Below are 13,152 nucleotides of genomic sequence, written 5' to 3'. Positions count from 1 at the left end.
GAATTTGACATGCAAGGATTGTTTTTCGAGACCGACACCGGCGTCCGCTACGTCCTGCGGTTCCTGGTCCTGCTGCTCGGTTTCTGGACCGCGTGGCGGACGGGCAAGGCCGTCGCCGAAGGCTGGCAGCACTATCCGACGGTGATCGTCTATACGCTGCTGCTGGGAGTGGTGATGCGCTTTCTGCATTACGCGCTCTTTCAGGGGCCGTTCATCAGCCCCTTCTATTATGTCATCGACGTCGTTCTGCTGTTGATCTTTGCAACGGCCGGATACCGGGTCCGCCGGACCCGTCAGATGGTCGATAATTACTATTGGCTTTACGAGAAGACCTCGGCCTTCTCGTGGAAGAAGAAAGATTGACAGCCACGTTTTTCTTGTCACAGATTGCCGACAAGAAGGGCTTGGCTCTCAATACAGAGTGGAACAGATTTCCGGCGCAGTGATGGTGGGTATTGCGCACGGTTTCAGAAACCTAACCTGCCTAAAAAATTGGGAGTAACAATATGAAGAAGCTTCTTCTTTCTGCTGTTGCGCTGACGGCCATGGTGGCCTACGGCGGCAGTGCCTGGGCCGAAGTGCTCGTCGGCGTCGGCGGTCCGCTGACGGGTCCGAACGCCGCTTTCGGTGCTCAGCTCCAGAAGGGTGCTGAACAGGCCGCAGCCGACATCAACGCTGCCGGCGGCATCAACGGCGAACAGATCAAGATCGTTCTCGGCGACGACGTTTCCGACGCCAAGCAGGGCGTTTCGGTTGCCAACAAGTTCGTCGCTGACGGCGTGAAGTTCGTGGTTGGTCACTTCAACTCCGGCGTTTCGATCCCGGCTTCTGAAGTCTACGCCGAAAACGGCATCCTGCAGATCACCCCGGCCTCCACCAACCCGCAGTTCACCGAACGGGGCATGTGGAATACCTTCCGTACCTGCGGCCGTGACGACCAGCAGGGCGCGGTAGCCGGCGCCTATATCGCCGAGAAGTTCAAGGATACCAAGGTCGCCGTCGTTCACGACAAGACCCCGTATGGCCAGGGTCTCGCCGACGAAACCAAGAAGGCAATGAACAGCCTTGGCATCACCGAAGTCATGTACGAAGGCATCACCGCCGGCGACAAGGACTACTCGGCCCTGATCTCCAAGATGAAGGAAGCCGGCGTCGGCGTCGTCTACTTCGGCGGTCTGCACACCGAAGCCGGCCTGATCATGCGCCAGATGGCCGATGGTGGCCTCAAGGCGACCCTGATGTCGGGCGATGGCATCACCTCGAACGAACTGGCCTCGATCGCCGGTGACGCCGTCAACGGCACGCTGATGACCTTCCCGCCGGATCCGCGCAAGAACCCGAACGCAGCTGACGCCGTCAAGAAGTTCCGCGACGCCGGCTTCGAACCGGAAGCCTACACCCTCTATTCCTACGCTGCCCTGCAGGTAATCGCAGAGGCTGCCAATAAGGCCGGCACGAACGATCCGGAAGCTGTCGCTGCCGCGCTCAAGGAAAAGGGTCCGTACACGACCGTTATCGGCGAACTCGGCTGGAACGAGAAGGGCGACATCACGCGTCCGGACTACGTCATGTACACCTGGAAGAAGGGCGAGGACGGCAAGTACTCGTACTTCCAGGATTAATTCGATCCCTCACCGGATTGACGGAAAGCCCGGCCTCGTGCCGGGCTTTCTGCGTTTGGTGAGCCGAATAGCGAGTAGGGAATAGGGAATAGGGGAAAAGGGAGCGGGCTCTCGGGGGGCGTTGACACGGGGCGAGCCTCAATCGCGGCTATTCGCCCATTGCCTCTCCTGCTCACGCCTCGTGCAGCACGTTCGCTGCCTTGACTGCGGCGGAGGCGCGGTTCTCGACGCCGAGCTTCACGTAGATCTGCTCGAGATGCTTGTTGACGGTTCGGGCGGACAGGCCGAGAATTTCGCCGATGTCGCGGTTGGACTTGCCCTTGGCGATCCAGGCGAGAACCTCGGATTCGCGCGCGGTCAGGCCGAAGGTGCGGCGCAGGGCCTCGTCGCTGTTCTTCGTGCCGGCCGTCAGGCGGAAGAGATATTCGTCGGGTCCGATCACGCCGAGAAACGCAAAGTGCAGCAAGGCGTCGCCGGACGGCGGATACGAAAAGGCGGCTTCCCCGCCCTGACCCTGCTTCCCGCGGATTGCCATCCATGCGGCGACGGCGGGTGCCACGAGATCGGCACCGTCGTCGCGGCCAATCGCCTCGCCGATCAGTCGAGAAGCCTGCGGCGTCGACCAGCGGATGCCACCATCGGCGCGGAAGGCCACGAGATGGCGACCGGTGGCGTCGAGCGCCACGCGGGCGCTGCGGGCGGAGCGGGCATTGGCGAGATGCACCCGGATGCGGGCGCGCAGCTCGTCGATGTTGATCGGCTTCGTCAGGTAGTCGACGCCGCCCGATTCCAGCGCATGCACGACGTGCTCGGTTTCGGTGAGGCCCGTCATGAAGATCACCGGCACCTGCGCTACGGCCGGGTCGGCCTTCAGCCTGCGGCAGGTCTCGAAACCGTCCATCGTGGGCATCACCGCATCGAGAAGGATCAGGTCGGGGCTGATGCGCCCGACGATCGCGAGTGCCGCCTGCCCGGAGGTCGCGATCAACACGGAGAAACCCGACTGTTCGAGCGCTTCGGTGAGGAAGCCGAGCGCGTCCGGGCTGTCGTCGACGAGCAGCACGATGTCGCGGGGTTCGAGTGCGTCAGCCACGGATTTCGGCCCTTTCCGTCTCGTAGGTCTTCAGGAGAGCGAGGTAGCCCGGAATGTCGAAGGACTGCACATGAACGCGCAGCGCCTCGGTGAAGGCGAGATGGTCCGGATTGGCGCCGATCTCGGCGAGCTTGGCCTCTATCCCCCGGATATAGCCGATTTCTCCCAGCCGCACGAGTTCGTCGACGTGTCCGGCCGCGGGCGGCTTCGGTCGTGCCGGCGCTTCGGCCCTTTTCGTCGCCACCTGCTCGTCGGCGTAGGTCCAGTCGAGGCCGAGATATTTCGCGAGCTTGTCGCGCAGCCGGCGCACGTCGACCGGCTTGGCGATGGTGTCGTTGTGGGCGTCGCTGCCGCCGTTCGACACCGAGCCGTCGCCGATATTGGCCGAGAGCATCAGAATCGGGGCGGTTTGACCGGCTTCGCGTAGCCGCTCCACGAGCTGCCAGCCGTTCATGCCGGGCATGGAGATATCCACGAGGAAGAGGTCGGCCTTCACACCCTCGGTCAGGGTCAGACATTCCGGCCCGCCGGCGGCGGTCAGCACCACGAAGTCGAGCGGCGCCAGCACCTCGCGCATCAGGTCGCGGTGGTCCTCGTTGTCGTCGACCACGACAATCGTCCGGCGCGGCCCGGTATAGGAGACGATCTTCCGCTCGGGCGCCGGCGCGGTGTTCGGCCGGTCAACGGCCGAGAGCATCAGTCGCACGCGGAAGGTCGATCCCCTGTCGCGCTCGCTCAAGACGCCGATCTCACCGCCGAGCGTATTGGTGAGCAGCTTGGTGATCGTCAGGCCGAGGCCGAGGCCGGGCAGGGGGCGAACACTGTCGGCCTCGCCGCGCTGGAAGGGTTCGAAAATGCGCGTGAGCTCCTTTTCGGCGATGCCCCGCCCGGTGTCGGAGACCGTGAAGGTCGCCACCTGGCTGCGATAATCGACCTTGAAGGTGACGCTGCCGCGGTCGGTGAACTTGATCGCGTTCGAGAGCAGGTTGACGAGGATCTGGCGCAGCCGTTTCTCGTCGGTGCGGACATATTGCGGCAGCCCGCGGGCGCGCTCGTGCACGAAGGCGAGCCCCTTGGCCTCCGCCTGCGGGCGGAACATGTCGGTGATCTGGTCGAGAAAATCCTGGATGTCGAGTTCGTTCGAATAGACCTGCAGGCGGCCGGCCTCGATCTTGGAGATGTCGAGGAGACCGTCGATGAGGCCGGAGAGGTGATCGGCGGAACGGCGGATGACCTTGATCGCCGACTGCCGCTTCGGCGGGATCGTTTCGTCACGCTCCAGGATTTGTGCGTAGCCGAGCACCGCGTTGAGCGGCGTGCGCAGCTCGTGGGAGAGGCCGACGACATAGCGGCTCTTGGCGCGGTTGGCGGCTTCTGCCGTCTCCTTGGCCGCCTGGAGGGCGGCGTCGGTCTTGCGGTGGGCGGCGATTTCCTTCAGCAGCAGCGTGTTCTGGCGGGAGGATTCCTCCTCAGCCACGACCCGGCTGTCGTGGGCGAGCACGTAGAACCAGCTTGCGACGCCGGCAATCACCGAGAAGACAAAGAAGACGATCATCGCCGTGCGATCGACCACTGCGGCGGTCTGCGGCGACGCCGCGCCGACCTGATGGGCGATGAGCGTCAGGATGGCGCCGATGCCGGTGATCGCGACGACGGCGGTCATGGCGTAGCGGCCGAGCCGCGTCGAGAGTCTCGCGATGATGCCCTCCGGCAGAAACGAGCTGGCGACGGCCGCGGTCTGCGCGTCGAGCCGTGCATGCGGCTTGCACATGTCGTGGCAACGGCTGTCGAGCGAGCAGCAGAGCGAGCAGATGGGCGCGGCATAGGCCGGGCACCATGCCATGTCCTCCGGCTCGAAGGGGTGTTCGCAGATCGAGCAGGTGATTGCGGTCAGGTTCTTCCAGCTTTGCCGCGGCTTGCGGGCGAGATAGTAGCGGCCGGCCGTCGCCCAGGCGATCAGCGGCGCGATCACGAAGGCGACGAGCGTCACATAGGTGGCGAGCGAGGCCATCAGCGGGCCGAACAGCCCGAAATGTGCGGCAAGGGCGAGACCGCCCGAAGCGAGGAGCGTGCCGAGCCCGACCGGGTTGACGTCGTAGAGGTGGGCGCGCTTGAACTCGATGCCGGGCGGCGCAAGCCCGAGCGGCTTGTTGACGAAGAGGTCGGCGGAGACGGTGCAGAGCCAGGACATGGCGACGATCGAGAAGATGCCGAGCGTCTCCTCGAGCAGCCTGTAGATTCCGAGCTCCATCAGCAGCAGCGCGATCGCCACGTTGAACACCAGCCAGACGACGCGGCCGGGATGGCTGTGGGTGAGCCGCGAGAAGAAATTCGACCAGGCGAGCGACCCGGCATAGGCGTTCATCACGTTGATCTTCAGTTGCGAGATCACCACGAAGCCGGCCATCAGCAGCAGGGCGGCGGTGTGGTTCGGGATCATGTAGCCGAAGGCCGTCACATACATCCGCGCCGGATCGGCGGCTTCGCCCACGGGCACGCCGGTCGAGAGCGTCAGCACGGCGAGGAAGGAGCCCGCCAGCAGTTTCGGCACGCCGAGCACGACCCAGCCGGCGCCGGCGAGGAAGACGGCGATGCGGTGATGCCACCGGCGCCCGCCCTCCGGCGGCAGGAAGCGCAGGAAGTCGACCTGCTCACCGATCTGCGGCATCAGCGCCAGGATGACGGCGGAGGCAGCACCGAAATCGACGAGATCGAAGGGCGCGCTCTCGCCCATCGCCGCGGCCGGATGGCCGATACCGGCAAAGGCCCGCCAGAGGTCGATCTTCTCCCAGTCCATGACGGCGATGAAGACGAAGGGCAGGATGTTGAGCACGATCCAGAATGGCTGTGTGACCAGCTGGAATTTGGAGATCAACCGGACGCCATAGGTGACGAGTGGAATGACGACCGCCGCGGAGACGATGTAGCCGATCCAGGGCGGCACGCCGAAGGCGAGGTCGAGCGCCCCGGTCATGATCGACGCCTCGATGGCGAAGAGCATGAAGGTGAAGCTCGCATAGATCAGCGAGGTGATGGTGGATCCGATATAGCCGAAGCCGGCGCCGCGGGTCAGGAGGTCGATGTCGACGCCGTGGCGGATGGCGTAGCGGGTGATCGGCACGCCGACGAGCAGCATGACCAGCGCCGCCGCGAGGATCGCGAGAGAAGCGTTGGTGGTGCCGTAGGAAAGGGTGATCGTGCCGCCGATGGCCTCGAGCGCCAGGAAGGAGATGGCGCCGATCGCCGTCTGCGAGATCCGCGACGACGAAAAGCGCCGGGCACCCTTGGCCGTGAAGCGGAGCGCATAGTCCTCGAGCGTCTGGTCGGCGACCCAGCGGTTGTATTCGCGGCGGACGGGGATGATGCGTTGGCGTGCGGCCATGCCTAAAAACTGGCGCCTTCTTTGAAATGACTATTGCCTAGGCATTTTCATGGGAATTGCGCGAATGGCAAGGGCGATTTGAGCGCGAGCGTTTCGCCTTGGATGTCTGTCCCCGGCCAGGATCATCGCCCGGATGCCTGCGGGTGCGCTGGATTTTCCGCTCGCCTTCCGATTCTTCTGCGCGAAACGGCCCGGCCAGCGAGATTCTCCTTTCGAGTTGTCAGCCCGTCCGCTAAGCGAGGTGGCAGGGAAACTCAGCGGAATGGGTCGGCCGAGATGATGGAGCTTTTCACCGCAGCCGGATTGGCGGCGTTTTTCGAGGTCGTGGCCATCGATCTCGTGCTGGCGGGCGACAATGCGATCGTGATCGGGCTTGCTGCCGCAGGCCTGCCGGCGGCGCAGCGGCGAAACGCAATTTTCGTCGGCATTCTCGCCGCCACCGTCCTGCGCATCAGTTTCGCGACCGCAACCGCCTTCCTCCTGACGGTCGTCGGTCTGCAGCTTCTCGGCGGGCTGATGCTCGCCTGGGTCTGCTGGAAGATGTGGTCCGAGCTGCGCAGCGTCGCGCACCAACCGCACAAGCTGGGGGAGACCGACGACACCGAGCTCACCATCAAGGAGAAGACCTTCCTCGTGGCGGCAGTGGAAATCGTCGTCGCTGATGTCTCGATGTCGCTCGACAACGTGCTCGCGGTCGCCGGTGCGGCCAAGGAGCACATGATCATCCTCGCCTTCGGGCTCATCCTCTCGATCACGCTGATGGGGCTTGCCGCCAACCTCGTCGCGACCCTGCTGCATCGCCACCGCTGGATCGCCTATGTCGGCCTCGGCGTCATCAGCTACGTGACGGTCAGCATGATCTATCACGGGTTCCTGGAGGTCTGGCCGGTCGCTCTCGGCTATCTCGGCTAATCGCCCGTTGCGCGTTTTTGGCGTCAGTACGCGCCGGTCGCCGAAAGGTGGCCGGCGTTTTCCGTTTCCCGGTCCCCGGCTCCGGATGGTGATCGCGCCGTTTCCGGTCAGCTTTCTGTCAGTGTCGTCCTGCTAGAACTCTTTCCATCGAAACGAAGCGACCACGCTTCACGAGAGCCGGGAGGAGAGAGCGATGAAAGGGATCGGGGTCGAAAGCCGGAGGAGGTACCCCGTCCTGCGCGCCGGAAACGAGGGTCGTCCTTTCCGCTGAAGTTGCCGCCCGCCGTCCGATCGCCGCGCCATCGCCAAGGGAATGTCTCGCTCAGTCTGCCGCCAGGAGCGACACCCCCATTGCGCTCCGTCGATGCAGGATCCGGGCGAGCAAGAGGCCGTCACATTCCCTGAAATGTGACGGCCTCACCTTTGTTGCAGAACGCGACCGCGATCATGCGGCGCGCGCTTTCCCCCTCGGCATACGTCAAACGACGTATGCCGTTTTGCATTGCAGCAGCCGATAGTTCCCCAAGCAACAGCGAGCGCCGGAAGGCGCGGTTGCTGAACTCACGAAGAGGGGAAAAATCAGATGAGACTGAAGGCACATCTTTCCAGCGCTCTGCTCGGCGCCATGCTGTCTACGACGGCGTTCACCGGCGTCTTTGCGGCTGACGATACCATCAAGATCGGCGTCCTGCACTCGCTGTCCGGCACGATGGCGATCTCGGAAACGACGCTCAAGGACGCCATGCTGATGCTCGTCGAAGAGCAGAACAAGAAGGGCGGCGTTCTCGGCAAGAAGCTCGAAGCCGTGGTCGTCGACCCGGCTTCAGACTGGCCGCTGTTTGCCGAAAAGGCCCGCGAGCTGATCGAGAAGGACAAGGTCGCCGCCGTCTTCGGTTGCTGGACCTCGTCGTCGCGCAAGTCGGTCCTGCCGGTCTTCGAAGAGCTGAACTCGATCCTCTTCTACCCGGTCCAGTACGAGGGTGAGGAATCCTCGCGCAACATCTTCTACACCGGTGCCGCGCCGAACCAGCAGGCGATCCCGGCCGTCGACTACCTCGCCAACGAGGAAGGCGTCGAACGCTGGGTGCTCGCCGGCACCGACTACGTCTATCCGCAGACGACCAACAAGATCCTGAAGGCCTACCTGATGTCGAAGGGCGTCAAGGAAGAGGACATCATGATCAACTACACGCCGTTCGGTCATTCCGACTGGCAGACGATCGTCTCGGACATCAAGAAGTTCGGTTCGGCCGGCAAGAAGACCGCCGTCGTCTCGACCATCAACGGTGACGCCAACGTTCCCTTCTACAAGGAACTCGCCAACCAGGGCATCAAGGCAGAAGACATCCCGGTCGTCGCCTTCTCCGTCGGTGAAGAAGAACTCGCCGGTCTCGACACCGCGCCGCTCGTCGGCCATCTCGCCGCCTGGAACTACTTCCAGTCCGTCGACGCCGACGTCAATGCCGAGTTCATCAAGACCTGGCACGCCTTCACCAAGAACGACAAGCGCGTGACCAACGACCCGATGGAAGCCGCCTATATCGGCTTCAACGCCTGGGTGAAGGCCGTCGAGTCCGCCGGTACCACCGACACGGATGCCGTCCTCGACTCGATCATCGGCGTCTCCGTTCCGAACCTCTCGGGCGGCACCTCGACCGTCATGCCGAACCACCACATCACCAAGCCGGTGCTGATCGGTGAAATCCAGGCCGACGGCCAGTTCGAAGTCGTGCAGGAAACTCCGGCCGTTGTCGGCGACGAATGGTCCGACTACCTGCCGGACTCCAAGGACCTGATCTCCGACTGGCGCAAGCCGATGTCCTGCGGCAACTTCAACGTTGCTTCCGGCAAGTGCGGCGGCAAGGGCAGCTGATCGCTCATTCGGGTCCAAGACCCCTCCCAACCCTCCCCACAAGGGGGAGGGCTTTAACCCAGCCGACCCGCCGAAGCCGATTGAAGCCCAGGCGGGTGCCGCAAAGTGTCTCCCCCCTCGTGGGGGAGATGGCCGGCAGGCCAGAGGGGGTAGTGCTTTTCCTGCCTCGTCGTAACGCCGGTTCCGTCAGGAAAAGGTGCTGGCAGGCGGCTGAGGGGGGCCTCAGGCACGGCCGCCCGCCAACCGGGGGACAAGAGAATGCTTATCCGTTTCATCACACTGATTTTTCTCCTTCTATCCATCGCCACACCCTCCCTTGCCCAGTCCGATCCGAAGGCGTTGATCGACCAGCTCGGCAAGGCGAATTTCAAGCAGGCGGAAGAGCTGATCGGCCAGATTGCGGCGACGGGCGACCCACGGGTCGTGCCGGCGCTCAACGCGTTTGGCGAAGGCGATCTCTATGCCCGCAAGTCCGATGGCGCGGTCTTCATCACCAAGGCGGCGGGGGGCAATTTTGCGCTGATCGATCCGCTCAGCGGGGAAAGCGCCGGCGAGGCGCCGAAGAGCGCCTTTACCAAGATCAAGGTCAACAACAATCTCCGCCGCGCGATCCGTTCCGCACTCGGCGGGCTGACGCTGCTCAGCCCCGATCGCGGCGTGCGTCTTGCGGCCGCGCAGGCGGTCCTGCAGTCGCCGAGCGCGGAAAACCTCGAACTCGTCGAGGCGGCGCTCGCCAAGGAAACAGACGCCGAGGTCAAGACGCGCATGGAAGAGGCCCGCGCAGTGTCGGTCCTGGCCTCCGACCGCAGCGCCGATGAAAAGCGGGCCGCGATCGAAACCGTCGCCTCGCTCGGCGGGCGCGAGGCGATCGGCATCCTGATGTCGGTGTCCTCGACCATCGACGAGAGCCTCAGGCCCGACCTCGACTCTGCCATCTCCGGCATCGAGGGCCAGTTGCTGCTCTGGGATGCCGGCCAGAACGTCTGGTACGGGATCTCGCTCGGCTCGGTACTGCTGCTCGCGGCGATCGGGCTCGCCATCACGTTCGGCGTCATGGGCATCATCAACATGGCGCATGGCGAGATGGTGATGATCGGCGCCTATTCCACCTTCGTGGTGCAGCAGGTGATCCGCACGAATTATCCGGGACTGTTCGACTGGTCGCTGGCGATCGCGCTGCCCGTCGCCTTCCTGATCACGGCCGCGGTCGGCCTCGTCATCGAGCGCGGCGTCATCCGCTTCCTCTACGGACGGCCGCTCGAAACGCTGCTTGCGACCTGGGGCATCTCGCTGATCCTCCAGCAGTCCGTGCGCACGATCTTCGGCCCGACCAACCAGGAAGTCGGCAATCCGTCCTGGATGTCCGGCTCGTTCGCGCTCGGCGGCATGACCATCACCTGGAACCGCCTCTGGATCGTCTTGTTCTCGCTGACCATTTTCTTCGCGCTGCTGACGCTCATGAAGCGCTCGTCCTTCGGTCTGCAGATGCGCGCTGTGACCCAGAACCGCCGCATGGCGTCCTCCATGGGCATCCGCACCCCTCTCGTCGATGCCTTCACCTTCGCGCTCGGCTCGGGCATTGCCGGCATCGCAGGTGTGGCGCTCAGCCAGATCGACAATGTGAGCCCGAACCTCGGCCAGTCCTACATCATCGACAGCTTCATGGTCGTGGTCTTCGGCGGGGTGGGCAATCTCTGGGGCACGCTGGTCGGAGCGCTCTCGCTCGGCGTTTTGAACAAGTTCCTCGAACCTTCGGTCGGTGCGGTTCTCGGCAAGATCCTCGTGCTGGTTCTCATCATCCTCTTCATCCAGAAACGTCCGCGCGGCCTGTTTGCGCTCAAGGGAAGGGCGGTGGAAGCATGATTGCCGGCTTCATCCTGCGCGCACTCGAAGGCAAGATCGTCATTGCCGTCGGCATTCTCGTCGCCTTCGCCCTGCTCATTCCGGCGCTCAATTTGCTGACGGCGCCGGGCAATCCGCTGCATGTACCGACCTACATCATGTCGCTGCTCGGCAAGTATCTCTGCTATGCGCTGCTCGCACTCGCGCTCGACCTCGTCTGGGGCTATTGCGGCATACTTTCGCTCGGTCATGGGGCCTTCTTCGCGCTCGGAGGCTATGCCATGGGCATGTATCTGATGCGCCAGATCGGCAGCCGCGGCGTCTACGGCGACCCGATCCTGCCGGACTTCATGGTCTTCCTTAACTGGAAGGAACTGCCGTGGTTCTGGTACGGCATGGACGTGTTCCCGGTCGCCATGGCGATGGTGCTCATCGTGCCGGGCCTGCTCGCCTTCGTCTTCGGCTGGTTCGCCTTCCGCTCCCGCGTCAACGGCGTCTATCTCTCGATCATCACCCAGGCGATGACCTATGCGCTGATGCTCGCCTTCTTCCGCAACGACATGGGTTTCGGCGGCAATAACGGCCTGACCGATTACAAGGAAATCCTCGGCTTTTCCGTTCAGGCGGACGGAACGCGTGCGGTGCTGTTTTCGCTTTCGGCGCTGTTCCTCGCCGTCTGCCTTGTCATTGCTTCGGCAATCACCCGCTCGAAGTTCGGCAAGGTACTGGTCGGCGTGCGCGATGCCGAAAGCCGCGTGCGCTTCCTCGGCTACCGGGTGGAGAACATCAAGCTCTTCACCTTCACCGTCTCGGCGATGATGGCGGGCATTGCCGGCGCGCTCTTCGTGCCGCAGGTCGGCATCATCAATCCGGGCGAGTTCGCACCCGCCAACTCGATCGAAGTGGTTGTGTGGACCGCAGTCGGCGGGCGCGGCACGCTGATCGGGCCGATCATCGGAGCGATCCTGGTCAACGTGGGCAAGAGCTACTTCACCGGCGCCTTCCCGGACCTCTGGCTCTTCGCACTCGGCGGCCTCTTCATCGGCGTCACGCTGTTCCTGCCCAAGGGAATCGTCGGCACGATCCAGCAGCGCCATGCGGCGCGCCGGGACCGCAAGGCGGCGGATGATGCCACCAACCATGACAAGGTATCCGACGCGGCGTTGCCGCTCGAACAGGCCGCGGAGTGAGCGCCATGAACGAGAAGAAACCGACGAGCATTCTCTATCTCGACGGCGTATCCGTCTCCTTCGACGGCTTCAAGGCGCTGAACTCTCTGTCCTTCGTCGTCGAGCCCGGGGAGTTGCGAGCGATCATCGGCCCGAACGGCGCCGGCAAGACGACGATGATGGACATCATCACCGGCAAGACCCGACCCGACGAGGGCGAGGTCTTCTTCAACGGCGAGGTGGACTTGACGAAGAAGGACGAGGCGGAGATCGCGGAGCTCGGCATTGGCCGCAAGTTCCAGAAGCCGACCGTCTTCGAGAGCCATACGGTCTGGGACAATCTCGAACTTGCGCTCAACCGCAAACGGGGCGTCTTCGCGACGCTGTTCTACCGGCTGAGCGTGGAAGACAAGGCACGCATCGAGGAAATCCTCGAAACGATCCGCCTCACCGGTCGCAAGGACGACGTCGCCGCCAATCTCAGCCATGGCCAGAAGCAGTGGCTGGAGATCGGCATGCTGCTCGCGCAGGAGCCCAAGCTTCTGCTGGTCGACGAGCCGGTGGCCGGCATGACCGATGCCGAGACGGCGGAAACGGCGATCCTGCTCAAGCAGATCGCCAAGACCCGTTCGGTCGTCGTCGTCGAGCACGACATGGGCTTCATCCGCGACCTCGGCGTCAAGGTGACGTGTCTGGCGGAAGGCTCGGTGCTGGCCGAGGGCTCGATCGATTTCGTCTCGAACGACCAGAAGGTCATCGAGAACTATCTGGGGCGGTGAACTTGATCATGGTCAATGTTGCCGCCCGCTCCGCTGGTAGTCTGATCTCACTCTCCCCGACGCCCGGCGTCGTGGACGTGGCTGCGGAGATCGGGATGATGTTGACGCGCAGAACGCTTTTCGCTTTGGCTGCGGGCGGTACAGCGGTCGCGGTCGGGGCCGGTTGGCTGCACCGTCGCTACGCGGTAGCCCTCGGCGCCGCGCGGGCGCACATCGCGGGCTATCGCGCCACGACGATCGAAGGCCGCTTCGGCCCGCTAGAATATGCCGAAGCCGGCACAGGCAAGCCCGTGCTGATGATCCATGGCAGCGGCGGCGGATGCGATCAGGGCCTGCTGTTTGCCGCGCCGCTGGTCGAAAACGGCATGCGGGTGATTTCGCCATCGCGGTTCGGTTATCTCGGCTCGGCCTTCCCGCGCGATCCTTCTTCGGAAAACCAGGCGGATGCGTTTGTCGATCTGCTCGATGCGCTCGGCATCG

10 protein-coding genes are annotated in these 13,152 nt (G+C 63.8%); 8 read left to right on the top strand and 2 right to left on the bottom strand.

Features of this window, described 5'->3' with window-relative positions:
• Positions 1–9 precede the first annotated feature (9 nt).
• Positions 10–363, top strand: coding sequence for a DUF6867 family protein (locus tag NHF53_RS14145; protein ID WP_114361164.1), 354 nt, complete (start codon positions 10–12; stop codon positions 361–363).
• A gap of 143 nt (positions 364–506) precedes the next feature.
• Complete coding sequence (locus NHF53_RS14140) at positions 507–1,622, top strand: branched-chain amino acid ABC transporter substrate-binding protein (RefSeq protein WP_114361165.1); 1,116 nt, start codon at positions 507–509, stop codon at positions 1,620–1,622.
• A gap of 172 nt (positions 1,623–1,794) precedes the next feature.
• Here the strand turns inward: NHF53_RS14140 and NHF53_RS14135 are convergent, their stop codons facing one another.
• Positions 1,795–2,715, bottom strand: coding sequence for a response regulator transcription factor (locus tag NHF53_RS14135; RefSeq protein WP_252834708.1), 921 nt, complete (start codon positions 2,713–2,715; stop codon positions 1,795–1,797).
• Entirely contained in the window at positions 2,708–6,097 is a 3,390-nt protein-coding gene (locus NHF53_RS14130; protein ID WP_252834707.1) for an ATP-binding protein, read from the bottom strand. Before NHF53_RS14130 ends, NHF53_RS14135 begins: the two co-directional genes overlap by 8 nt.
• 279 nt (positions 6,098–6,376) lie before the next feature.
• Here NHF53_RS14130 and NHF53_RS14125 point away from each other — a divergent pair, with 279 nt between their 5' ends.
• From NHF53_RS14125 to NHF53_RS14100, 6 genes are all read left to right on the top strand, one after another.
• The gene (locus tag NHF53_RS14125) at positions 6,377–7,009 is read left to right on the top strand and encodes a YjbE family putative metal transport protein (RefSeq protein ID WP_252834979.1); all 633 of its coding nucleotides are present in this window, start codon (positions 6,377–6,379) and stop codon (positions 7,007–7,009) included.
• A gap of 583 nt (positions 7,010–7,592) precedes the next feature.
• Positions 7,593–8,882: an urea ABC transporter substrate-binding protein gene (urtA, locus tag NHF53_RS14120; protein ID WP_252834706.1), complete on the top strand. Its 1,290-nt coding sequence runs from the start codon at positions 7,593–7,595 to the stop codon at positions 8,880–8,882.
• 258 nt (positions 8,883–9,140) lie between these two features.
• Entirely contained in the window at positions 9,141–10,745 is a 1,605-nt protein-coding gene (gene urtB / locus NHF53_RS14115) for an urea ABC transporter permease subunit UrtB (RefSeq protein ID WP_252834705.1), read from the top strand.
• A complete protein-coding gene (gene urtC / locus NHF53_RS14110; RefSeq protein ID WP_114361170.1) occupies positions 10,742–11,914 on the top strand; it encodes an urea ABC transporter permease subunit UrtC in 1,173 nt (390 codons plus the stop codon). Before urtB ends, urtC begins: the two co-directional genes overlap by 4 nt.
• 5 nt (positions 11,915–11,919) lie before the next feature.
• Entirely contained in the window at positions 11,920–12,672 is a 753-nt protein-coding gene (urtD, locus tag NHF53_RS14105; protein ID WP_114361171.1) for an urea ABC transporter ATP-binding protein UrtD, read from the top strand.
• Positions 12,673–12,674: 2 nt separating this feature from the next.
• Positions 12,675–13,152: alpha/beta fold hydrolase (locus tag NHF53_RS14100; RefSeq protein ID WP_374591109.1), on the top strand; the 478-nt coding region annotated here is incomplete at its 3' end.

It is taken from the genome of Ciceribacter sp. RN22 (assembly GCF_024054295.1).
Classification (GTDB): Bacteria; Pseudomonadota; Alphaproteobacteria; order Rhizobiales; family Rhizobiaceae; genus Allorhizobium; species Allorhizobium lividum.
This window is presented reverse-complemented; position numbering and strand designations above follow the sequence as displayed.